The sequence below is a fragment of the Actinomadura decatromicini genome (genome assembly GCF_008121305.1).
Classification (GTDB): domain Bacteria; phylum Actinomycetota; class Actinomycetes; order Streptosporangiales; family Streptosporangiaceae; genus Spirillospora; species Spirillospora syzygii.
This window is the reverse complement of record NZ_VSRQ01000004.1, coordinates 452821-474357: the sequence shown is the minus strand read 5'-3', so window position 1 is coordinate 474357 and position 21537 is coordinate 452821. Positions and strand designations below refer to the sequence as shown.

The following is a 21537-nucleotide window of genomic DNA, read 5'->3' as shown; positions in this document are numbered from 1 at the left end:
GAATGGTTACGACCGTCCAATGGTTGTATGCCTACAACGATTGGAGGCCGTATGCCGGAGCTCAGCCAGCGGCGCAGGATGGCCGTGCTGGCCATCTGTTGTATGAGCCTGCTCATCGTCAGCCTCGACAACACCATCCTGAACGTCGCGCTCCCCACCTTGCAGGACGACTTCCACAGCTCCGTGTCCGGGCTCCAGTGGACGATCGACGCCTACCTGATCGTCCTCGCGTCGCTGCTGATCCTGTCCGGCTCGACCGGCGACCGGATCGGCCGCCGCCGGGTGTTCCAGACGGGGCTCGCGCTGTTCACCCTCGGGTCCGTGCTGTGCAGCCTCGCGCCGTCCCTCGGGCTGCTCGTCGCCGCCCGCGTCGTGCAGGCGGTCGGCGGGTCGATGCTCAACCCGGTCGCGATGGGGATCATCACGAACGTGTTCACCGAGCCGCGCGAGCGGGCCCGCGCCATCGGCGTCTGGGGCGGCGTCGTCGGGCTGAGCATGGCGATGGGGCCGCTCGTCGGCGGGGTGCTCGTCGACTCGGTCGGCTGGCGGTCGATCTTCTGGCTGAACGTCCCGATCGGGCTCGCCGCGCTGACGCTGACCGCGCTGTTCGTGCCCGAGTCGCGGGCGGAGCGGCCGCGCCGTCCCGACCCGCTCGGCCAGGCGCTGATGATCCTGATGCTCGGCTCGGTGACCTACGCGATCATCGAGGCGCCGGGACGCGGCCTCGGCGACCCGGTCGTCCACGGCGCCGCACTTCTCGCCGCCGCCGTGTTCGCCTGGTTCGTCCTGCACGCGCGCCGCACCCGTGAGCCGCTGATCGACCTGCGGTTCTTCCGCAGCATCCCGTTCTCCGGCGCGACCCTCGTCGCCGTCGGCGGGTTCGCCGGGCTCGGCGGGTTCCTGTTCGTCAACACGCTGTACCTGCAGAACGTCCGGGGGCTGTCGGCGCTGCACGCCGGGATGTACCTGCTGCCGATGGCCGCGATGACCGCGGTCTGCGGGCCGCTGTCCGGACGCCTCGTCGCGAGCCGCGGCCCCCGCCTGCCGCTCCAGATCGCCGGGGTGACGATGCTGGCCAGCGGGCTGCTGTTCGCCGCGTTCGACGCCGAGACCCGCGACGCGACGATGTTCGTCTCGTACGTCCTGTTCGGCATCGGGTTCGGGATGCTCAACTCCCCGGTCACCAACACGGCAGTGTCCGGGATGCCGCGCGCGCAGGCCGGGGTCGCGGCGGCGGTCGCGTCCACCAGCCGCCAGGTGGGGCAGGCGCTCGGCGTCGCGGTGATCGGCGCGGTGCTCGCCGCGGGGACGTCCGGGACGTCCGCCGCGCCCGCCTTCGTGGCCGCCGCCCGCCCGGCATACTGGGTGCTGGCCGGTTGCGCCGCCGCCGTCCTCGTCCTCGGCACGGTCACGACCGGCCGCCGGGCCGCCCGCAGCGCGGCGCGCACGGCCGCCCTGTTCGACGCCGACGACGAGCCAGCCGGGGGACGCCACGTGGCGACGGGAGCGAGCACCTCATGACCGAGCACGCCGCCGCGCCGCACCCGGTCCCGTCCGGCTCCCGCGCGGAGATGGCCGCCCGGACGTGGCACAACCTGCGCGTCCTGCTGCACGAGCGCGGCGACCGGCGGCGCGAGGTCACCGAGGCGCTCGGCATGAGCTTCTTCCGGATCAAGGCGCTGCGCCACATCGCCGCCGCGCCCGAGCCGATGACGCTCGGCGGCCTCGCCGACGCCCTGCTCACCGACCGCCCCTACGCCACCCTCGTCGTCGACGACCTCGTCGGACGCGGCCTGGTGGAGCGCTCCCCGAACCCGGCGGACCGCCGCTCCAAGCTCGTCACGGCGACCGCGGCGGGCCGCGCCGCCGCCGCGAAGGCCGAACGCATCCTCGACACCCCGCCGCCGTCCCTGCACGACCTCCCGACCGAGGACCTCGCCGTCCTCGACCGCCTAGCCGCCCGCCTGGTAGCCGACGAGTAAGACGAATAAACGCCCACGCCCGCCGACCCACGGCGGAGCCGCACGCCGCGCGGAGCCTCACGCGCGGCGGGACGCGCGGGCCGGGACTCGCGCCTGGGGCCGGGTCAGGTTTCGCGGAGGTGGCGTTCGATCGACTCGACCTTGGCGTCCAGGGCGCCGGTCACGCCGGGGCGCAGGTCGGCCTTGATGACGAGGCTCACCCGCGGGGCCCGTGCCGCCACCGCGTCGGCGGCGGCCTTGACCACGGCCATCACCTCGTCCCACTCGCCCTCGACGGTCGTGAACATCGCGTCGGTCCGGTTGGGGAGGCCGCTCTCGCGCACCACCCGCACGGCCTCCGCGACGAGCCCGCCGACCTCCTCGCCGGCGCCGAGCGGGGTCACCGAGAACGCGACGAGCATCGCGCACCTCCCGAGCTAGGGCTGCAGTACGTGCCGTACCACGATCTCATCCAGCCGCCGCTCGACGATCACCCCCACCGGCCAGTCGCGCACGAGGCAGCGCAGCAGGGCCGCCTCGTGCTCGGCGAACGACGGGTCGCAGCCCTGCTGCTCAAGGCTCGACCTGATCGCGAGGACGTAGTCGTCGACGGTGAACCCCGGGACGTCCCGGACCATCGCCGTCGTCGTGGCGCGGTGCGAGTTCAGCCCGGCGAACGAGCGGCCGCAGCCGCAGCCGCCGTCGGGGTCGTCGCGGTCGCGGGCGCAGACCGTCCCGATGTGGACGAGTTCGCCCTCGACGCACCAGTCGAAGTCGTTGTCGCGGAATCCCTGGGTGGAGTTGGTGGCGGTGAGCAGCTTCAAGGCCAGACCCCCTCGGCGCGTCCGGTGACGGGCCCCACCGTACGACGAGGGTCTGACGTAACGTCGAGGGCATGAGCGGAGACGACGACGTCCTGGTGGGCCGCGACGGCCCGTTCGCCACGATCACGATGAACCGGCCGCGCCGCCGCAACGCGCTGTCCCGCGCGTTCCTGCTCGCGCTGACCGCCGCGTTCCGCGAGGTCGGGGGCACGGACGCGCGCGGGATCGTGCTCGCGGGGAACGGCCCGGTCTTCTCCGCCGGGCACGACTTCGCCGACATGGCGGGGGTGTCCCACGCCGACGTCCGCGACCTGCTGAAGGTGTGCGAGGGACTGATGCGGACGATCCAGTCCGTCCCGCAGGTGGTGGTCGCGCGGGTGCACGGCCTCGCCACGGCGGCGGGCTGCCAGCTCGTCGCGAGCTGCGACCTCGCGGTCGCCGCCGAGAGCGCCGGCTTCGCCGCGCCGGGCGGCAAGGGCGGCTGGTTCTGCCACACCCCGCTGGTCGCGATCTCGCACAACGTCGGCCGCAAGCGCGCCGCCGAGATGGCCCTGACCGGCGAGGTGTTCGACGCGGCGACGGCCGCCGACTGGGGCCTGATCAACTACGCGGTGCCGGACGACCAGCTCGACAAGGCCGTCCACGAGCTCCTCCAGCGCGCCACGCAGGGCAGCCCGCGCAGCAAGGCGCTGGGAAAGCAGGCGATGTACGCGCAGTTCGACCGTCCCGAGCAGGACGCCTACGCGTACGCGATCGAGGTGATGGCCGCGTCGAGCCAGACCCCGGAGGCGCAGGAGGGCATGACCGCCTTCCTGGAGAAGCGCCGCCCGGACTGGCCCGCGTGAGTCAGGCCGGCCCGCGTGAGTCAGGGCCTGCCCTCCGCGGGCATGCCTCTCCCGAAGAGGTGGGGCGGGCGGGACTCGAACCCGCGACCGGGAGATTATGAGTCTCCTGCTCTGACCAACTGAGCTACCGCCCCGAGGCGTCCCCCGGTGCGACGGGGGCGTGGCCGCGTGTCATCTTAGCGGCGGCGTGTTCGCGCGGGCCACCGAGAAAGGCGCGCTCACCCGCGGTTCGTTCGCGCGGAGTAGTACTTCCGGCTCGTCGATGTCATACCTGGTGCGGAGTGACGGCCGCGGGTACCCGTCGGTAGGGTCCGGCGTATGTCACGACGCATCCTCGCCCTCGTCCCGGTCCTGCTGGCGCTGGTGTTCGCTGGCGCGTGCAAGGGGGACGGGTCCGGTGAGCCCGCGAAGAAGGCCGATTTCGACGCGGCGGAGACGCTGCGGCAGGCCGCGCAGGCGATGGGGGGCCTGAAGAGCGTGGCGTTCACGCTGGCGTCGGAGGGCAAGACCCCGGTCATCGTGAAGGGCGGGGACATGAAGCTGGTCCGCGCCGGTGACGCGGAGGGGACGCTGACGGTCGAGCAGCAGGGCCAGAACGTGGAGATGAAGGTCGTCGCGGTGGGCGACAGCATCTACCTGGACGCGGGCACGGGCGGCTGGCGGAAGGTCCCGAAGGCGCTGGCCGCCGCGATGTACGACCCGTCGGCGGTGCTGGATCCGGAGCGCGGCATCGCGAAGCTGCTGACGTCGGCGACGGCGCCGAAGGCGGAGGCGGTCGAGAAGGTGGACGGCGAGGAGACGAACCGGGTGGCCGCGACGCTGCCCAAGGAGCAGGTGGCGGGCCTGATCCCGGGCATCAACGCCGACCTCGCCGGGCAGGTGTGGGTGAGCCGCGCCGACCACCGGCTGGTGAAGGTGCGCGGCCAGTTCCCGGAGGGGAAGGGCGCGGTGGTGATCACGTTCACCGAGTTCGACGCCGCCTACAAGATCAGCGCGCCGAAGTGAGCGGACGCCGCCGGGTCGCGATCGGCGCTGGCGGCGCGGTGGTCCTGCTGGCCGCGCTGGACGCCTACGTCGTCACGACGGTCCTGCTCCCGGTCGTCAAGGACCTCGGCATCCCGGTGAACCGGCTGGAGCGGGTGACGCCCGTCCTGACCGGGTTCCTGCTCGGGTACGTGGCGGCGATGCCGCTGCTCGGGCAGCTCTCCGACCGGTTCGGGCGGCGGCCCCTGCTCCAGACGTGCCTGCTGTTCTTCGCGGTCGGCTCGGTGGTGACGGCGCTGGCGCAGGACGTCCCGGTGCTGACGGCGGGGCGGGTCGTGCAGGGCGTGGCGGGCGGCGCGCTGCTCCCGGTGACGATGGCGCTGGCCGGCGACCTGTGGGACGAGCGGCGGCGCCCGGTCGTGCTCGGCGCGATCGGGGCGGCGCAGGAGCTCGGCAGCGTCCTCGGCCCGCTGTACGGGGCGGGGATCGCGGCGGCGCTCGACTGGCGGGCGATCTTCTGGATCAACCTGCCGCTGGCGGCGGCGGCGATGCTGGCCGTCCAGCTCGCGGTGCCGGGCGGGCGGCGGAGCGGGCCGCGCCCCGGCGTGGACGTCCCCGGCGGGCTGCTGCTCGCGCTCGGCCTCGGGCTTCTGGTCGTCGGCGTCTACAACCCCGAGCCCCAGGAGTCGGCGCTGCCGTCCTGGGGAGTGCCGGTCCTCGCCGCCGGGGCCGCCGTCCTGGCGGTGTTCGTGCTCTGGGAGATCAGGGCGCGGACGCGGCTGCTGGACCTGTCCGGCGTCCGGCGCGGCCCGCTGTTCGCGACGCTCGGCGTGAGCCTGCTGTCGGGCGCTGCGCTGATGGTGACGCTGGTGGACGTCGTGCTCGTCGCGCAGACCGTCCTGCACAAGGACACCACCGAGGGCGCGCTGCTGCTGACGAGGTTCCTCGTGGCGCTGCCGGTCGCGGCCGTCGCCGGCGGACTGGTCGCCCGGCGGACGGGGGAGCGGTGGCCGATGGCGGCCGGGATGGCGATCGCCGCCTGCGGCTACCTTCTGATCGCGGCCTGGCCCGCGGACCTGGCGAACGCGTCCTACGGCCCGCTGCCGAGGATGGACGTCGACCTCGTCGTGACGGGCCTCGGTCTCGGCCTGGTGATCGCGCCGGTGTCGTCGGCGGTGCTCGGGTTCGTCCCGGCGGCGCGGCACGGCGTCGCGTCCGCCGCGGTGGTCGTGGCGCGGATGATGGGGATGCTGCTCGGGATCTCGGCGCTGTCGGCGTGGGGGTTTCACCGGTTCCATGCCCTGACGTCCGATCTGAAGCCGCCGCTGCCGTTCCTGATGTCGAAGGCCGAGTTCGCGCGCCAGTTGAAGGTCTACAACGCGGCCGTCCAGGACGCGCTCCGCACCGAGTACCAGGAGATCTTCTGGATCACCGCCGGAATGTGCGCCCTCGGCGCGCTGCTCGCGCTGGCCGCGAGCCCCCGCCCCGGCGGCCCGGGACGCGACCGCGGGGCCGATCAGGGTCGGGACGGTGGCCGGATTCGGTCAGCGTTGCGGCATACCGGACGGGATCCGGGAAATGATTCGGCCACGGGTCGCGTGCCGATCAGCGGACTCGGGAATATCCTGGGAAACGACGGCTAAAGGGCCTCTTGCCGGGAGGGCACTCCCCGGGGAGGTGACGCAGATGCGCAGGTCCGGCATCGGCTGGAGGGGCACCCCGCTCACCAGGCTGCGCCGGCGGCTCGGGCTGGAACGCAACGAGCTGCGGCGCCCGATCGACCGCGTCCAGCGGACGATCGCGCTCGCCCTGCTCGTGCTGCTGCTCGGCGCCGCGCCGCCGCTCGCCGCCTGGACGTCGTCCTGGTCGTACGAGGCGGGCAGCCGGGCCGAGCACGCCGAGCGGGCGAACCGCCACCAGGTCGTCGCGACGGTGGTCGCGACCGGCGGCATCGGCTCGTCCGGCGACCGCTACATCCACGAGACCGTCCAGGCGACCTGGCCGGGCAAGGACGGCAAGCCCCGCACCGGGACGCTGCCGAGCTGGAAGAACGCCAAGCCCGGCGCGCAGCGCGCGATCTGGGTCGACCGCGCGGGCGAGCCGTCCGTGCGGCCCCGGCCGCACAGCCGCACGGTGACCGACGCCGCGTACGCGGGCGCCGCGACCGTCCTCGGCTGCGGGCTGCCGGTGCTGCTCGGCTACCTGCTCGTCCGGCGCCGCTGCGACCGGCTCCGCGACGACATGTGGGAGGCCGACTGGGCGCGGATGGACGCCGACGCCGGCCACAACCCCCGCTCCTAGGCGTCGGGCGGGAGCAGGGCGCGGGCCGTCTGGATCAGCGCCGCGTTGTCGGCGGCGGGCGACCCGTCCGGGAGGGCGAGGGTGTCCTCCAGCCCCATGCGGACGTCCATGTTCAGCCGGACGGCGAGCCGCAGCACGGGCCACGCGCCGTCCTCCTCGCCGTGCAGCAGGACGGGGCGGCCGTGCCGGGTGCCGAGCTCGCCCAGCAGGGCCTTCGCCGTGTCCGTCGCGGTCTCCGGGTCGGGGTCGGTGACCTCCGCGAGGATCCGCAGCACGTGGTGCGCGTGCGGCCAGCGCAGGAACCGCCGCGCGCCGTCCGTCCCGGAGAAGATCCCGGCCTCGATCGCCACGCCCCGCTCGAACAGCGCCTCGGCGACCAGCTCGGCGCCGTCCTCGTGGAAGTTCACCGAGGCGTGGTCGGGCAGGACCGTCCAGGCGCGGATCCGCGCGGCCCGTTCGACCGGGTCGGGGACCGTCCACTCACCCGTCGTCACCCCGACCTGGATGGACGGGGTGGACGCGCGGACCGCCGCCACCGCCGCGGCGACGTGGGCGGGTTCCACGGTGTCGGCGCCCGCCTCGTCGCGCGGGTGCAGGTGCGCGTCGTCGGCGCCGACGTCGACGGCGGCCCGGACCGCGGCGGCGATCTCCGCCGGGGAGACCGGCACCCCCTCGGTCCGGCTTCCGTTCGGGCAGACCTGGAGCATTCGACGATCATCTCAGGTGGGGATCACGGAGTGATGACGCAGGCCCCTCCGCCGGCGGGACGTCGCCGATCGGCGGGGCGGGTGAGCCGCTGCCCCAGACGACCATGGCCGACCCGGCGTAGGCGCAACGCCTACCTCCGGGGATCGGCCCAGGGCGCCCGGGCGGCGCCGCGGTGGGACCTAGATGATCTTGGACGCCGCAGCGGAGTTGGTCAAATGGTCTCGCAAACCGGCTGGTTTCTTGTCCGCGGCGGTCGGCCCATAGGAGCGCAGGACGACCGGGAGTCCCAGCAGGTCCTCGATCCTTTCCACGGGGCGGCCGCCGAGCGGCTCGTAGACGGGACGCGCGGTCACCAGCCGCCGGGTGAGGGCGGCCTGGCGGTCCAGGTCGGGCGGACCGGAGTCCAGCCGCCCGACCCGCGCGCCGCCCAGCTCGTAGGCGACGCAGACACGCAGTTCCGGACGCGCCCCCGCGACGTCCAGATGCGTGACCGCCAGGCCGTCCGCGCCGCCCGCCGCGTCCAGCGCGTAGCGGAGCGCGACGGCGTCCAGATGGCCGACGCGGAACGCGCCCTGCCAGCGTCCGGCGGCGTTGTGCCGGTCGGGCAGGCCGGCGGTGAGCGCCGGGTCCTCGGTGACGAACGGGCCGGGGCCGTGCCGGGTCGCGTACGCGCGCAGCACCCCGAGCCGCGCGGCGGACGCGCCCGCCTCGGCGAGCAGCGTCTCCGCGTTCGCGAACGTCGTCGTCGACCAGGTCGTGTACGGGTGGAAACCGTGCCACTCGTCCAGCAGGACGCCCTGCGCGCCCTCGAACACCACGTCCCCGGCGCGGAGGAGGGCGCGCAGGTGGCCCTCGCCGACGATCTCGACCCGGTCGGCGAAGGCGGTGAACGCGGCGGCGCAGGCATCGACCTCCGGCACGTCGTCCCCGCCGGGGAACGTGTCGCGGTACCAGTCGCGCAGCGCGGCCAGCCGCCGCCGCAGCCGCGCCGGGGACAGGCAGTCGGCCACGCGCGGCGCGTCGGCGTGCGCGAGCGCGTACGACGCCGTCTCCCCGACGCCCATCCCGCACGACCCGTGCCGGGCCGCGCCGCGCGCGGACTCCCGCGCGCGGTTCGCGGCCCGGTGGTACGGGGTCGTGAGCAGGGCGCCCGCGTCGGCGGTGAGCCGGTCGAGCGCGTCCGGGACGCCGAGCCCCCGCAGGTGGTCGGCCTCGGCGGCGAGCGCCAGCGGGTCGACCATCATGAACCGGGACAGGTGCGTCCGGACGCCGGGCGTGAACGTCCCCGACCCGAACTGGGCGAACGTGTGGTGCCGCCCGTCGCGGGCCACGACGTTGTGCGCGGCCTGCGCGCCCCCGTTGAACCGGACGACCGCCGCCACGGGATTCACTGAGCAGAGGTGGTCGACGACCGTGCCCTTGCCCGCGTCCCCGAAGCCGAGGTCGACGACGATCACGTGGCCCATGGTCAGAGGCGGGTCGTCCCGGACGAGGCGCTCCGGCCGAGTCCGGGCGGCGCGGCCGACACCGCGGCGGGCGCGCGGGACGCGTCCAGCCGGGCCAGCGCGCGGGACACCGACGCGCCCGCGTCCGAGCCCGCCTCCGCGAGGTGCTCCAGGCCCTCGTCGAGGTCGATGGCGTCCTCGGCGAGCCCGACGGTCAGCGCGATCGTCTCGCACACCGCGTCGAGGTCGTCCAGGTACAGGACGTTCTGGCCGAGCAGCCCCTGCCAGAAGTCCCGCAGCTCGCGGCTCCCGGAGTGGTAGGCGCCCTCCGGGATGATGAAGTACACCTCGTACTTGCGCTGGAGCTCGCGCACGATCTCCTCGACCGGGACGTCCTCGGCGAGCTCGTCGCCGATGACCCTCGCGACCTCGCGACGGCTGACCTTCGGGTAGGCCAGCTCGTCCCCGATCATGAACAGGTAGCCGCGCCTGCCGCGCTTCTCGAAGCAGTCGACCGAGGTGTGCCGGGCCATGAAGTACATCGCCAGCTCGTACGACTCGCGCATCTGGCCGCCGCCCCCGCCTTCGAGCAGGATCTTGCCGAGGTCGTCGTCCATCCGGTTGTCGGCCTCGAACTGGCCTACCTGCAGGGGCGCGCGGTCGCAGGTCGCGTCCCCGACCGCGCCGAACAGGATGTGCGGGTGCTCGACGTACCCCTTGCGCAGCAGCAGCCCGAGAAGGTCGGGGAGCTTGGCCTGGAGCGTCCGCGGGACGGTCCGCATCGAGCCGGTCACGTCGAACAGCACGCCGATCGCCAGCGACTCCGGGTGGTCGCCCGAGTCGCGGCTCTCCCGGACGGTCACCCCGCACGGGTCGAGGTCGGGGTGGACGGCGGTGGCCCCGCCGTCGGAGTAGGCGAACGCGCTCGCCCCGGTGGACGCGCGGTAGCTCGCCCGCGCGGCGTAGACGTCGGTGGACCAGTGTCCGCTTCCCATGGTCGTCTCCTTCAGTGGAGGGAGGGCAGGTGGAAGGGGCGGAAGCGGCGCGGGCCGTAGAGCCGCTCCAGCAGCTCGTCGAGTTCGGCCAGCAGCCGCCAGGCGTCGGCGGGGCGCCGGTTCTGCGCGGGCAGCAGGCAGCCGCGCGCGAACGAGCGCATCGCCTTCGGGGCCTTGTCGCCCATCAGGTCGGTCATGCACCGGGTGGCCATGTAGAGGTCGGTCGCGGGGCTCGCCGGGCGGCGTCCCGGCACCTCGGGCGGGTACCGGTCCGCGTACCGGTCGACCATCGCCGGGACGCGCCCGGACCCGTCGACGTGCGCGTAGCAGCCCGGCACCGAGTAGCACCAGTCGACCAGGACCAGCCCGTGCCGCTCCGGATGGATCATCACGTGGTCGGGCAGCACCGCCCCGTGCAGGACGCCCGCGCGGTGCGCGAACCCGAGGCCGACGAGCAGCCGCCGCCACATCCAGGCCGCGTCGCGCGGGTCGACGCCGCCGGGGTAGGCGCGCCCCACCTCGGCCAGGGTGTGGAAGCCGTCCAGCGCGGCGACCGCGTTGACGTGCCGCTGGACGCCGGTCGAGGCGTCCTTGTGCCGGAACGACTCGACGAGCCGCGGAACGTACGGCAGGAACCTCCCGTCGCCGTCCTTGGGCAGTTGGCGGAGCGCGACGGCCTCGCGTTCGAGCAGGTCGCCGTCGCGCGGGTCGCGCGGCATCTTCAGCAGGACGGCGGGCCCGGTCTCCGGGCGCGCCGCGTAAAGCTCGGCGAGGTCACCGCCGACCGGGTCGCCGCCGTCCAGCCGGTAGGAGTTCCGGCGGGTGGTGATCACGGTCGGGTCGGCGCCCCGGCCGTGGGCGTGCCAGAGGGCGTTCAGCCTGATGAAGGCGTCGCGGGTGCGCCCGCCGTTCGCGTCCGGGTGGACGAGCCTGACCAGCCGCCGGTACCGCCGCGCCGCCTCGTCCCGGTCGGCGCCGAACAGGTCGGCGGGCGTCCGCGCCCGGTCGAGCCGCGCCAGCGCCTCGTCCAGATCCATGCTCATCTGTGCTCCTCGTGGGGGGCGACCCCCCACACCCCCCGGTTCGCCTCGCTCATCTGATCTGCTCCTCCCTGCTGGGGCGGAGCAGGGCGGGGTGCAGGAGGCGGGCGTCGCCGGGGCGGTAGAGGCGCGGACGCGGCCCGCCGCGCCGCCCGCCCCGGTCGGACGTCTCGCCGGTGCTCTCCACGAACCCCGGCACCGACAGCACCTTCCGGTGGAAGTTGCCCGCGTGCAGCTCCTCGCCCCACACCGCCTCGTAGACCGAGCGCAGCTCCGGGATCGTGAACTCGCCGCCGCAGAACGCCGTGGCGAGCGGGGTGTACTCCAGCTTCCCGCGGGCGCGCTCCAGGCCGTCCGACAGGATGCGCGCGTGGTCGAACGCGAGCCGCCGGGTCGTCCCCGGACGCTGGGCGGCCGACTCGGTCAGGCCGAGCGCGCCGACCGGGACCCAGGCCGCGTCGGCCGCGTCGCCGCCCGCCTCCGGATCGGGCAGCTCCGGCGCGAACGCCAGGTAGGCGACGGAGATGACGCGCATGCGCGGGTCGCGGCCGGGCGCGCCGTAGGTGCCGAGCTGCTCCAGGTGGACCCGGCCGATCACGCCGCCCTTCGCGCTGAGCCCGGTCTCCTCGGCCAGCTCGCGGACGGCGGCGTCCGGGAGGTCCTCGGCGTCGGCGCCCGCCTGCCCCCCCGCGTGGACGAACCCGCCCGGCAGCGCCCACATCCCCTCGTACGGGGGGCCGCCGCGCCGCACCAGCAGGACGTGCAGCGCGCCGTCGCGGATGGTGAGGGCGACCACGTCCACGGTCACGCTGACGGGGTCGTAGTCGCGCGGGTCGTACCGCGCGAGGAACTCGCTCTCGTCGCGCTCCGGCTCCGGGGTGGTCATGCCGCGTCCTCTCCGGTCGTTCTGGGACTGAGTAAATCTCGACACGAGATCATCTCTGGCTGAGAATAACCTAGCTTGGACGGGTGCCCGTGTCCACCCCGGGAACCCGGGAAACGAGCGCGGGCGCCGCCCCCGGGGGAGCGGCGCCCGCTACTTTTGGCGAAACTTCACAAAACAGAGTTTCCGGAGCGGCCCTCAGCGGCGGTGCCGGCCGCCCTGCGGCGGCGGCTCCTCGTGCTCCTCGTCCTCCCAGGTCGGACGGCGGTTCTCGCGGCGTCCCGGGGGGTAGGGCCCCGAGCCGTACTGGCCGGACTGGTACGGCCCCGACGAGTACGGGTTCGGCACTCCTGGGTCAACGCCGTACGGGTCCTCGGACGGCTCGCGCGCCTGGTAGGCGCCCGACGGATGCCCACCCGACGGATACCCGCCCGTCCCGTAGGCGCCCGACCCGTACGCGCCCGATCCGTAGGCCCCGGACTGCTGGCTCCCCGAGCCGTACGCTCCCGACCCGTAGCCGCCGGAGGGGCCGGACTCGTGGCCGCCTGACGGTCCCGGCCCGGACTCGTAGCCTCCCGAGGGGCCCGCCTCGTACGCGCCCGAGGCGCCGGGGGTGTAGCCGCTGGACGCGCCCGTCCCCGGGATGTAGGTGTCGAAGGAGTCGCGCGGGCCGGGCTCGGGGGCGAACCGGCCGCCGGGCTGGCGCCGTCCCGCCGAGTACCGGCCGGTCGGGTACGGGCTCTCCGGCGCGCCGGGCCGCTGCTCGGCCGCCCACGCGCCGCTGCTGTAGTGCGGCTGGCGGCCGCTCTCCTGCTGCCCCTGCCCCGGCCCCGGGTACTCGCCCGAGAGGTACGCGGACGGCTGCGACGCGCCCGGCGGGCTGGACAGCGGCGCGACGCCCGGCGGCGGCGCGGTCAGCCGGGCGGCGGCCGGGCGCTCCGGCGGCGGCGCGTCCAGCAGGAGCTTCATCTGGCTCTTCCGCCGCCCGTACGCGACGTAGAGCAGGACGCCGACCACCATCCACACCGAGAAGTAGCCCCAGGTCTGGACCTTGAGGTTCAGCATCATCCAGCCGATCGCGATGATCGTCACCGCGGCGGTGAGCGGCGCGACCGGCACCTTGAAGGGGCGGTGCAGGTCCGGGCGGGTGCGGCGGAGCGCCACCATCGCGGCCGGGACGAACAGGAACGCGAACAGCGTCCCGATCACGACCATCTGCTCCAGCGTGAGCACGTCGACCGTCTGCGACACGACCAGGGCCGCGCCGCCCGACAGCAGCGTCGCCCGCGACGGCACCTTGTACTTGCTCATGGTCGCGAGCGGCCGGGGGAGGAGGCCGTCGCGGGACATCGAGAACACGACGCGGGTCAGGCTGATCATCAGCACCAGGATCACGGTGGTCAGGCCGAGCACCACGCCGACGTCGACGAGCTTGCCCATCGCGCCCGCGCCGACCGAGTCGAACGCCGCGGCGATGAGCACCTTGTCCGGGTCGAGCTTGGCGAAGCCGTCCATCCCGACCATGCCGACCAGGACGACCGCCACCGCCGCGTACAGCAGGACGGCGGTGATCAGCGCGGTGAGGATGCCGCGCGGCACCTTGCGCGGCGCGTCCTCGGTCTCCTCCGACGAGGTCGCGATCAGGTCGAACCCGATGTAGGCGAACGCGATGGCGGGCGCGGCGGCGAACAGCCCCCAGACGCCGAACACGTGCGGCGAGCCGCCGCCGACCGCGCCGAGCAGCGCGTCGAGCGCCGTCTGGTCGCCCTTCGGCGCGGGCTGGGCCGGGGGGATGAACGGCGTGACGTTGTCGGCGCTGAAGAACTTGAGGCCGGTGGCGATGACCAGGCCGACGACGATGAGCTTCGCCATGACCATGAACCACAGGGTCTTCAGGCTCATCCGGCTGCCGGTCGCCAGCATGACGACGACGAGGAGCAGGATGCCGAACGCGAGCAGGTCCGGGCCCTTCTGCTGGCCGATCAGGTCGCCGAGCCAGCCGGGCACCGGGACGGCGAAGTCGCTCAGCGCCTGCGTCGCGTACAGCGACCAGACCCGCGCGAGCACCGCGCACGCGAGCAGCAGCTCCATGATCAGGGCCCAGCCGACGATCCACGCCCAGACCTCGCCGAACGCGACGTAGCTGAAGGAGTAGGCGCTGCCCGCCACCGGGATGATCGAGGACAGCTCGGCGAGGGCCAGCGCGACCAGCAGGCAGACGCCGCCCGCGATCAGGAAGGAGACGAGCACGCCGGGACCGGCGGTGGAGACCGCCTGGTCGCCCGCGATCTTGAAGATGCCGGAGCCGATCATCACGCCGAGGCCGAGCACGACGAGGTCGCGCGTGCGGTAGACGACGCGGAGCCGGTGCCGGCCCCCGTAGAGGCGGCCGGTCGCCTGCTCCACGGGCAGGCGACGGAACATGTTGTTGCGCATGCGCATGTCCCAGGTCATAGGTGTCCCCCCAGGCCCTGAACCCGCGCCGCTGTTCGCGAGATGACGGCTTGTCGAAGTCCCTAAGAATTCACCAGGTATGAGCATAATCGCAACGTTTTCGGGGTGATTGGTGTCACTCCGCCCTTGGCGGATCCTGCCAAACCGCCAGGTAGCGACCTCCCGCACCGCGCTCCTCACGGAGGGGTGATGCCGAATCGTTTTCGATGGATCGTTCCGACGTAATACACCCCATTTCCACTAGGGAAAGCGCTTTACGATCTTTCTGGGGGACCGTCCGGGAAGCCGGGAAGCCTTGCGGCGCACGGCGTGTCGCGCGTCCGGGGTCGGCCGGTGCGGACGGTGGCATCGGGCGAAGATCGGTGACACGGTAGGGACGCCGCGTTCATCAGGAGGTCCGGTGTTCCGCTCCCCGTCGTCCCCGGAAGCCCCGCGCCCGGCGCCGCCGGGCCCGTCGCGGGCCGCGCGCCGCCTCGCCGCGCTGACCGCGCTCGCCGCCGCCGCGTCGCTGACCGTCCCCGCCGCCGTCCCCGCCACCGCCACCGCCGCGCCGGGGCTCGCGCCCGCCCCGGCGCCGGGCCTGCCGGGCCCGGTCAAGCAGCCCGTCGCCACCGGCTCCGGCGGCGCCGTCTCCACCGTCGACCCCGACGCCAGCCGCGCCGCCCTGGACGTCCTGCGGCGCGGCGGCAACGCGATGGACGCCGCCGTCGCCGCGGCCGCCACGCTCGGCGTCACCGAGCCGTACGTCGCCGCGATCGGCGGCGGCGGCTACATGACCTACTACGACGCGAAGAAGCGCCGCGTCCACAGTATCGACGGCCGCGAGTTCGCGCCGGGGCGGATGGGGCCGGGCTCGTTCATCGACCCCGCGACCGGCAAGGCGCTCCCGTTCGACCAGGCGGTGACCAGCGGGCTGAGCGTCGGCGTCCCCGGCACGCTCGCCCAGTGGGACCTCGCGCTCCGCCGCTTCGGCACCCGCGGCCTGGACGACGCGCTCCGTCCCGCGATCAAGGTCGCCGAGCGGGGCTTCGTCGTCGACCAGGAGTTCCACGACCAGACCGCGGTGAACGAGGCGCGCTTCCGCGACATCGTCCCGACCCGGAAGCTGTTCCTGCCCGGCGGCAAGCCGCCCGAGGTCGGCACGGTGTTCCGCAACCCCGACCTCGCCCGCACCTACCGCGAGCTGGCGAAGCGCGGCCCGGGCTGGTTCTACCGGGGACGGCTCGGCCGCGAGGTCGCCGCGACCGTCGCCAGGCCGCCGGTCGACCCGGCGTCCGGGCGGAACGTGCGGCCCGGCCTGATGGAGCCGGGCGACCTGGCCGCCTACCGGGCCGTGGAGCGCGCGCCGACGCACGTCCCCTACCGGGGGATGGACGTCTACGGGATGCCGCCGTCGTCGTCCGGCGGCTCGACGGTCGGGGAGGCGCTGAACATCCTCGGCAACTTCCGGCTCGACCCGCGCGACCCCGTCACCGCGCTGCACTACTACCTGGAGGCGTCCAAGCTCGCCTACGCCGACCGGGGACGCTACGTGGGCGACGCCGACAAGGTGGGCGTCCCGCTGGAGGAGCTGCTGTCGTCCGGCTTCGCCCGCGAGCGCGCCTGCCTGATCAGGCCGGACCGGGCCGCCGCCGCGCCGGTCGCGCCCGGCTCGCCGGACGGCTCCTACGAGCCCTGCGTCCCGCCGGGGACCCAGACCCGCGCGCTGGCGTTCGAGGGGCCGCAGACCACGCACCTCAACGTCGCCGACAAGTGGGGGAACGTCGTCGCCTACACGCTGTCGATCGAGCAGTTCGGCGGCAGCGGCGTCACCGTCCCCGGACGCGGGTTCCTGCTGAACAACGAGCTGACCGACTTCACCCTCCAGCCGCCCGCGCCCGGCTCGCCGCCCGACCCGAACCTGCCGGGCCCGCGCAAGCGCCCGCGCAGCAGCATGTCGCCGACGCTCGTGCTGAAGGACGGCGGTCCGCGGCTCGCGCTCGGCACGCCCGGCGGCTCGACGATCATCACGACCGTCCTGCAGATCCTGATGAACCGGGTCGACCTCGGCATGGACCTGCCCACCGCGCTCGCCGCGCCGCGCGCGACGCAGCGCAACACCCCGCAGGTCTTCGCCGAGCAGCCGTTCATCGACGCCTACGGCCGCCAGCTCGCCGCCCGCGGGCACCGCATCGAGCTGTTCCCCGGGCCGCCGCTCGGCATGATCGGCGCGGCCACCGGGCTGGAGATCCTGCGGCCGGGGCTCGTCCAGGCGGTCGCCGAGCCGGTGCGGCGGGGCGGCGGCAGCGCGCTGGTCGTTCGCCCGGTCCGGCCCGGCGGCGCCGGACAACGGGCGGGGTAGTGGCGGTCGCGGGGGCGTGCGCGCGCGGCGACAGGGAAGGACTCGTGCCATGGCCCACACGTACGTGCAGGTGACCACCACCACCGACTCCCGCGCGGAGGCCGCCGAGCTGGCCAGGTCCGCCGTGGCCGAGCGGCTCGCGGCGTGCGCGCAGCTCGTCGGACCGATCGCCAGCACGTACTGGTGGGAGGGCGAGATCGAGTCGGCCGAGGAGTGGATGGTCCTGTTCAAGACCACCGCCGCCCGGTTCGAGGAGCTGGCCACGCTGATCACCGACGGGCACTCCTACGACACCCCCGAGATCATCGCCACCCCGGTCGTCGCGGGCAGCATGGACTACCTCTCCTGGATCACCGAGCAGACCGAGCCGGACGGGTCCGACGACGCCGTCGCCGACGCCGAGGACTGACGCGGTCCCGCAGGTGGCGGCCTTGATCGTGTGACGCGCGCGTGATTGGGTAAGTCTTCGGTTACTTCGGTCGGCGCCCCCGCGCCGGCCGGCGGAGACGGGAGGCGGTCGAGGTGCGCGAGGTACCTGACGAGCCGGCCGACCACGGGCTCTTCGGGCCGGGTTCGGTCACGTGGCGGATCATGGGCGAGCCCGTGCTGATCGTCGGCGGGATCAGGGCCCTGCTGCTCCAGGCCCTGCACCCCCGGTCGATGTGGGGGACGGCGCAGAACTCCGAGCTGATGGACCCGTCCGCGGCGTGGGCGCGGCTCGGCCGGACGGTGGAGTTCGTCCGCGTCCGCACCTACGGGACGGAGGCCGAGGTCGAGCGGGTGGGCCGCCGCGTCCGCAAGCTGCACTCCAAGCTGACCGGCCTCGACCTGCGCACCGGCGAGACGTTCCCGGTGGACGACCCCGAGAACCTGCTGTGGGTCCACATGGGCGAGGTCGACTCCTATCTGGACGTCGCCCGCCGCGCCGGCGTCGGGCTGACCCGCGCGGACGCCGACGCCTTCGTGGACGAGCAGCGCCGCGCCGCCGCCGTCGTCGGCCTCGACACGGCGGACGTGCCCGCGTCCGTCGCCGAGATGCGCGACTACTACGCCGACATGCGCCGCCGGATCTGGGCGTGCGACGAGGCGAGGGACGGGCTGCGCCGCATGTTCAGCCCGGCCGTCCCGCGCAACCTGCTGCCGCTGAAGCTCGCCGCGCCCGGCGTCGGGATGCTGGTCGTCGCGACGCTGCCGCGCTGGGCGCGCCGCATGTACGGGCTGCCGGGGCTGCCGACGTCCGACCTCGCCGCGACGGTCACGCTCAAGGGGCTGCACCGGACGACGCGGATCGTCCCGGAGCGGTACCGCTACTCCCCGGACGCCAGGCGGGCCAGGCGGCTCACGCGCGAGCACGAGTCCGACCCGGCCGCCTGGACCATCGCCTCCTGACGCTCGCGCCGGGGCCACTCGGGAGGGCCACTCGGGAGGGTCACTCGAAGGGGACCGCCCCGCGCTCGCCGTCCTTGGCGCGCGCGCCGTGCCGGGGGAGCAGCAGCGCCGGGACGATCAGCACGGCGGTGAGGACGAGCGCCACCCAGAACGTGTGCCCGAACGCGTCCGCCAGCTTCGGCGCGACCTGCTCGCGGACCTGCGCGGGGATCCGCCCCAGGCCGCCCGCCCCGGCCCCGCCGCCGCCCGCCTGCGGGATCCGGTCGCTGATCTGCTGGGACAGGATCACGGCGAGCAGCGCCGTCCCGACCGACCCGCCGAGCTGGACGATGATGTTCAGCGTGCTGCTCGCCCGCGACACGACCTCCCTGCGCAGCGTCGTGAGCGCCGCCGACATCGTCGGCATCATCGTGCAGCCGAGCCCGAGCCCCCGCACGAAGAGGGCGGAACCGAGCAGCCAGTAGGACGTGTCCGCCTGCACGAGCGCGAACGGGACCGTCCCGAGCACCAGCAGCACGATGCCGAACGGGACGATCCGCCCCGCGCCGAGCTTGTCGGTGACCACCCCGGCCAGCGGCATCGCGGTCGCCGCGCCGAGGCCCTGCGGGGCGAGCAGCAGGCCCGCCGCGAACGCGCCCTCGCCGCGCCCCGTCTGGTAGTAGAGCGGGATCAGCAGCATCGAGCCCATCAGCGCGATGCCGACGAAGAACACGGCGGCGGACGCGGTCGCGAAGGTGCGGTCGGCGAACAGCCGCACGTCGATCAGCGCGCGCTCGCCGCGGCTCAGGCTGTGCAGCGCGAACAGGCCGACGAGGACGACGCCGCCCGCGAGCCAGCCGAGCGTCGCGGCGTCGCCGAAGCCGCCGTGGCTGGTCGCGGTGGACAGCCCGTAGATCAGCAGGACGAACCCCGGCGGCAGCAGGACCAGCCCGCGCACGTCGAACGCCGGCGCGCGGCGCTCGCCGTGGTGCTCGCCGTGGTCGTGCGGCACCTTCCACCAGGCGAGCGCGAGGGCGAGCGCGCCGACCGGCAGGTTCACGAAGAAGATCCAGCGCCAGTCGACGTCCTCGACCAGCCAGCCGCCGAGCACCGGGCCGAGGACGGGCCCGAGCAGCATCGGCACGCCGATGATGCTCATGATCCGGCCGAGCCGGCGCGGTCCCGCCGCCATCGTCAGGATCGCCATGCCGGTCGGCATCAGCATCCCGCCGCCGAGCCCCTGCAGCACCCGGAACACGATCAGCGACTCGATGTTCCAGGCCGCGCCGGACAGCGCCGAGCCGAGGACGAACAGCACGATCGAGGTCATCCAGACGCGCCGTCCGCCGAACCGGTCGACGGCCCAGCCGGTCAGCGGGATGACCGTGCCCATGGCCAGCATGTAGCCGGTGATCACCCACTGGATGGTGGAGAGACCGGTGGTGAAATCCCGGCCGAGCGTCTCTAGCGCCACGTTGACGATCGTGGTGTCCAGGATCGCCATCACGGTCCCGGACACGATCACCAGGCCGAGCACGATCGTCCGGCGGTCGAGCCGTTCCGCGGAGCCGCCCTCCGGCGGCGCCGTCCTGGTGGACGGGCTTTCGGCCATGGCCGGCCTCCTCGCCTCGGTCTCCGGTTGCCCCGTGTCCCCGATCGTTGAACCGTGAAACACCTTGAACTTCAATACGTCTGGCAGTGGATCACGAAATATGTTGAGATTCAAGGTATGTCTGACGACTCCGGGACGACCGACGCCTCGATCGACGCCGACCTGGAGACGTTGATCCAGCTCATGAGCCGCATGGTGCGCGGCATGAAGGGGGCGGACGGCCACCGGGACGCCGAGGGGTTCATGGCGCGGGTCAAGGACGCGGGCCTCGGGCCCCGGCACGTCCCCGCGCTGATGGCGCTCGTGCTGCACGGGCCCGCGCCGGTCGGCGTCCTCGCCCGGCACATGGCGCTGAACCCCGCCACGGCCAGCCAGCTCCTCGGCGAGCTGGAGCGCGGCGGGTTCGTCGAGCGGCGCCCGGACGACCGGGACCGCCGCCGCATGATCGTCAGCCTGCACGAGGAGCACCGCGCCGCGATCAAGCGGTTCACCTGGAGCCGGGTCCGCCCTCTCAGGACGGCCCTGGAGACCCTGGACCCGGTGGAGCGGCAGCACTTCCTGAAGGGGTGGCGCGTCCTCGTCGACAGCATCGAGCACGCACGCCGCCACAAGGCGGGTGCCAAGCCGGGATCCGAGCCCGGCCAGGGCAGCTCAGGCGATCTTCACGGCACCTGACCCGGGTGCCGGACGCGCGAGTGGGCGCGGGGTTCAGCCGCGGCGCATGAGGCGGCCTACGGCGGCCATCAACTCGGTGGACATGGCGTCGCTCTTGCCCTCCTCAGCGCCCTCGGCCACGCAGTGCCGGACGTGGCCGTCCAGCAGGCCGAGCGCCACCTTGTCCAGCGCGGCCTGGACGGCGCTGATCTGGGTGAGGATGTCGATGCAGTAGCGGTCCTCCTCGACCATCCGGTCGATGCCGCGCACCTGGCCCTCGATCCTGGCCAGCCGGGTCTGCAGCTGGTCCTTGGTGGCGGTGTACCCGCGGGTGGGGGTCTCGCTGGTCGCCATCTCCGTCCTCGCAATCCCTTCGGGGGCACGCGCCCCGGTACCCCTGGGGGACATCCCCCAATGGGTACCTTATGCGCTGGCGACGACAATCCGACCGCCCCGCGCGGCACCCGCCGAGCGCCCCGCCGGGCGGCTCTCAGGCCGGGACGTTCCAGGCGGTGATCACCGGGCGGCCGTGCTCCGCGCCGAGGGCCGACACCGTCCCGGTCTCCAGGGCGAAGAGGCGGCCCTGCGCGGGCGCGAGGCCGAGCCGGCGCGCGGTGAGCACCCGCAGGACGTGGCCGTGCGCGACGAGCGCGACGTCGCCGTCCGCCAGCAAGGGCCGGACCCGCGCGAGGACCGCGTCCGCCCGCGCGCCGATCTCCTCGACCGTCTCGCCCGGATGGGCGGCGTCGCCGGGGATCACCCCGTCGTCCCACAGATACCAGTCGGGACGCTCCTCCTGGATCTCGGGCGTGGTGACGCCCTCATAGCCGCCGTAGTCCCATTCCCACAGGTCGGGGTCGACGTCGTCCACCCGGAGCCCGGCCAGCTCGGCGGTGCGCAGCGCCCGCTCGGCGGGGCTCGCCACCGTCCGGACGATCCGCCGCCCGCGCAACGCCCCGCGCAACGCGCGCGCCTGCTCCTCGCCGCGCTCCGTGAGCGGCAGGTCCGTCCGCCCGGTGTGCCGGCGGGCGCGGCTCCACTCGGTCTCCCCGTGCCGCAGCAAGATCAGCTCACCCATGGGTGACTGTCTACCCTGGGAAGCGGGCGTCCGGAACCTCCGGC

Annotated in this window: 21 protein-coding genes and 1 tRNA gene; 10 read left to right on the top strand and 12 right to left on the bottom strand. The window is 74.0% G+C overall.

All coding sequences use genetic code 11. The features are described 5' to 3' along the window. The first annotated feature begins 51 nt into the window (after positions 1-51). Together FXF68_RS20665 and FXF68_RS20660 are read left to right on the top strand one after the other, a co-directional pair. Entirely contained in the window at positions 52-1521 is a 1470-nt protein-coding gene (locus FXF68_RS20665) for an MFS transporter (protein WP_148761647.1), read from the top strand. Next, positions 1518-1982, top strand: coding sequence for a MarR family winged helix-turn-helix transcriptional regulator (locus tag FXF68_RS20660; protein WP_148761645.1), 465 nt, complete (start codon positions 1518-1520; stop codon positions 1980-1982). Before FXF68_RS20665 ends, FXF68_RS20660 begins: the two co-directional genes overlap by 4 nt. A 104-nt stretch (positions 1983-2086) precedes the next feature. On the opposite strand, the gene FXF68_RS20655 is transcribed toward FXF68_RS20660, so the two are convergent. Next, positions 2087-2383, bottom strand: coding sequence for an MTH1187 family thiamine-binding protein (locus FXF68_RS20655; RefSeq protein ID WP_148761643.1), 297 nt, complete (start codon positions 2381-2383; stop codon positions 2087-2089). A gap of 15 nt (positions 2384-2398) precedes the next feature. After that, on the bottom strand, positions 2399-2785 hold the full coding sequence (locus tag FXF68_RS20650) for a DUF7715 family protein (RefSeq protein WP_148761641.1): 387 nt from the start codon (positions 2783-2785) through the stop codon (positions 2399-2401). A 71-nt stretch (positions 2786-2856) separates the two neighbouring features. Between FXF68_RS20650 and FXF68_RS20645 the strand changes: the two genes are divergently transcribed. Then, complete coding sequence (locus FXF68_RS20645; protein WP_148761639.1) at positions 2857-3630, top strand: enoyl-CoA hydratase-related protein; 774 nt, start codon at positions 2857-2859, stop codon at positions 3628-3630. A 60-nt stretch (positions 3631-3690) separates the two neighbouring features. Here FXF68_RS20645 and FXF68_RS20640 read toward each other — a convergent pair. Then, positions 3691-3764: transfer RNA gene (locus FXF68_RS20640), tRNA-Ile, on the bottom strand. 184 nt (positions 3765-3948) lie between these two features. On the opposite strand from FXF68_RS20640, the gene FXF68_RS20635 reads away from it, so the two are divergent. Genes FXF68_RS20635 through FXF68_RS20625 form a run of 3 tightly spaced genes read left to right on the top strand, consistent with a single transcriptional unit; the run spans position 3949 to position 6915 of the window. Beyond that, positions 3949-4635 carry an LppX_LprAFG lipoprotein gene (locus tag FXF68_RS20635; RefSeq protein WP_148761637.1) on the top strand — a complete coding sequence of 229 codons (687 nt, stop codon included), beginning with the start codon at positions 3949-3951 and terminating at the stop codon, positions 4633-4635. Then, positions 4632-6257, top strand: a complete 1626-nt coding sequence (locus tag FXF68_RS20630) for an MFS transporter (RefSeq protein ID WP_148761635.1) — start codon at positions 4632-4634, stop codon at positions 6255-6257. Before FXF68_RS20635 ends, FXF68_RS20630 begins: the two co-directional genes overlap by 4 nt. 43 nt (positions 6258-6300) lie before the next feature. After that, a complete protein-coding gene (locus FXF68_RS20625) occupies positions 6301-6915 on the top strand; it encodes an Rv1733c family protein (RefSeq protein WP_148761633.1) in 615 nt (204 codons plus the stop codon). Here FXF68_RS20625 and FXF68_RS20620 read toward each other — a convergent pair. The 6 genes from FXF68_RS20620 to FXF68_RS44515 all read right to left on the bottom strand — a co-directional run bounded on the left by FXF68_RS20620 (position 6912) and on the right by FXF68_RS44515 (position 14440). Continuing rightward, entirely contained in the window at positions 6912-7622 is a 711-nt protein-coding gene (locus FXF68_RS20620) for a 3-keto-5-aminohexanoate cleavage protein (RefSeq protein ID WP_148761632.1), read from the bottom strand. The genes FXF68_RS20625 and FXF68_RS20620 overlap by 4 nt on opposite strands. 180 nt (positions 7623-7802) lie before the next feature. Beyond that, positions 7803-9089, bottom strand: a complete 1287-nt coding sequence (locus FXF68_RS20615) for an adenylosuccinate synthetase (RefSeq protein ID WP_148761630.1) — start codon at positions 9087-9089, stop codon at positions 7803-7805. Between the two features lie 2 nt (positions 9090-9091). Further along, positions 9092-10063 carry a hypothetical protein gene (locus tag FXF68_RS20610; RefSeq protein WP_148761628.1) on the bottom strand — a complete coding sequence of 324 codons (972 nt, stop codon included), beginning with the start codon at positions 10061-10063 and terminating at the stop codon, positions 9092-9094. 11 nt (positions 10064-10074) lie between these two features. Beyond that, positions 10075-11106, bottom strand: a complete 1032-nt coding sequence (locus FXF68_RS20605) for a serine/threonine-protein kinase (protein WP_246178827.1) — start codon at positions 11104-11106, stop codon at positions 10075-10077. Positions 11107-11155: 49 nt separating this feature from the next. Next, a complete protein-coding gene (locus FXF68_RS20600; protein ID WP_148761626.1) occupies positions 11156-11989 on the bottom strand; it encodes an NUDIX hydrolase in 834 nt (277 codons plus the stop codon). A 195-nt stretch (positions 11990-12184) separates the two neighbouring features. After that, on the bottom strand, positions 12185-14440 hold the full coding sequence (locus FXF68_RS44515) for an amino acid permease (RefSeq protein WP_281292223.1): 2256 nt from the start codon (positions 14438-14440) through the stop codon (positions 12185-12187). Between the two features lie 400 nt (positions 14441-14840). Here FXF68_RS44515 and ggt point away from each other — a divergent pair, with 400 nt between their 5' ends. The 3 genes from ggt (at position 14841) to FXF68_RS20580 (ending at position 18170) form a co-directional block, all read left to right on the top strand. Then, on the top strand, positions 14841-16781 hold the full coding sequence (ggt, locus tag FXF68_RS20590; RefSeq protein WP_342787149.1) for a gamma-glutamyltransferase: 1941 nt from the start codon (positions 14841-14843) through the stop codon (positions 16779-16781). A 49-nt stretch (positions 16782-16830) separates the two neighbouring features. Continuing rightward, positions 16831-17190, top strand: coding sequence for a divalent-cation tolerance protein CutA (gene cutA, locus FXF68_RS20585; RefSeq protein WP_148761624.1), 360 nt, complete (start codon positions 16831-16833; stop codon positions 17188-17190). 113 nt (positions 17191-17303) lie between these two features. Next, entirely contained in the window at positions 17304-18170 is an 867-nt protein-coding gene (locus FXF68_RS20580; protein ID WP_246178826.1) for an oxygenase MpaB family protein, read from the top strand. A gap of 40 nt (positions 18171-18210) precedes the next feature. On the opposite strand, the gene FXF68_RS20575 is transcribed toward FXF68_RS20580, so the two are convergent. After that, entirely contained in the window at positions 18211-19761 is a 1551-nt protein-coding gene (locus FXF68_RS20575) for a DHA2 family efflux MFS transporter permease subunit (RefSeq protein ID WP_148761622.1), read from the bottom strand. A gap of 117 nt (positions 19762-19878) precedes the next feature. Between FXF68_RS20575 and FXF68_RS20570 the strand changes: the two genes are divergently transcribed. Continuing rightward, positions 19879-20436: a MarR family winged helix-turn-helix transcriptional regulator gene (locus FXF68_RS20570; protein WP_148761620.1), complete on the top strand. Its 558-nt coding sequence runs from the start codon at positions 19879-19881 to the stop codon at positions 20434-20436. 33 nt (positions 20437-20469) lie between these two features. Here the strand turns inward: FXF68_RS20570 and FXF68_RS20565 are convergent, their stop codons facing one another. Both FXF68_RS20565 and FXF68_RS20560 read right to left on the bottom strand, forming a co-directional pair. Beyond that, a complete protein-coding gene (locus FXF68_RS20565; RefSeq protein WP_067884729.1) occupies positions 20470-20769 on the bottom strand; it encodes a metal-sensitive transcriptional regulator in 300 nt (99 codons plus the stop codon). Between the two features lie 136 nt (positions 20770-20905). After that, positions 20906-21493, bottom strand: a complete 588-nt coding sequence (locus tag FXF68_RS20560) for a histidine phosphatase family protein (protein ID WP_148761618.1) — start codon at positions 21491-21493, stop codon at positions 20906-20908. Positions 21494-21537: the final 44 nt, after the last annotated feature.

Coding starts and splice junctions, on each gene's coding strand:
- FXF68_RS20665 (WP_148761647.1), top strand. CDS start 52: ATGCCGGAGCTCAGCCAGCGGCGCAGGATGGCCGTGCTGGCCATCTGT.
- FXF68_RS20660 (WP_148761645.1), top strand. CDS start 1,518: ATGACCGAGCACGCCGCCGCGCCGCACCCGGTCCCGTCCGGCTCCCGC.
- FXF68_RS20655 (WP_148761643.1), bottom strand. CDS start 2,383: ATGCTCGTCGCGTTCTCGGTGACCCCGCTCGGCGCCGGCGAGGAGGTC.
- FXF68_RS20645 (WP_148761639.1), top strand. CDS start 2,857: ATGAGCGGAGACGACGACGTCCTGGTGGGCCGCGACGGCCCGTTCGCC.
- FXF68_RS20635 (WP_148761637.1), top strand. CDS start 3,949: ATGTCACGACGCATCCTCGCCCTCGTCCCGGTCCTGCTGGCGCTGGTG.
- FXF68_RS20625 (WP_148761633.1), top strand. CDS start 6,301: ATGCGCAGGTCCGGCATCGGCTGGAGGGGCACCCCGCTCACCAGGCTG.
- FXF68_RS20620 (WP_148761632.1), bottom strand. CDS start 7,622: ATGCTCCAGGTCTGCCCGAACGGAAGCCGGACCGAGGGGGTGCCGGTC.
- FXF68_RS20615 (WP_148761630.1), bottom strand. CDS start 9,089: ATGGGCCACGTGATCGTCGTCGACCTCGGCTTCGGGGACGCGGGCAAG.
- FXF68_RS20610 (WP_148761628.1), bottom strand. CDS start 10,063: ATGGGAAGCGGACACTGGTCCACCGACGTCTACGCCGCGCGGGCGAGC.
- FXF68_RS20605 (WP_246178827.1), bottom strand. CDS start 11,106: ATGAGCATGGATCTGGACGAGGCGCTGGCGCGGCTCGACCGGGCGCGG.
- FXF68_RS20600 (WP_148761626.1), bottom strand. CDS start 11,989: ATGACCACCCCGGAGCCGGAGCGCGACGAGAGCGAGTTCCTCGCGCGG.
- FXF68_RS44515 (WP_281292223.1), bottom strand. CDS start 14,440: ATGACCTGGGACATGCGCATGCGCAACAACATGTTCCGTCGCCTGCCC.
- cutA (WP_148761624.1), top strand. CDS start 16,831: ATGGCCCACACGTACGTGCAGGTGACCACCACCACCGACTCCCGCGCG.
- FXF68_RS20575 (WP_148761622.1), bottom strand. CDS start 19,761: ATGGCCGAAAGCCCGTCCACCAGGACGGCGCCGCCGGAGGGCGGCTCC.
- FXF68_RS20570 (WP_148761620.1), top strand. CDS start 19,879: ATGTCTGACGACTCCGGGACGACCGACGCCTCGATCGACGCCGACCTG.
- FXF68_RS20565 (WP_067884729.1), bottom strand. CDS start 20,769: ATGGCGACCAGCGAGACCCCCACCCGCGGGTACACCGCCACCAAGGAC.
- FXF68_RS20560 (WP_148761618.1), bottom strand. CDS start 21,493: ATGGGTGAGCTGATCTTGCTGCGGCACGGGGAGACCGAGTGGAGCCGC.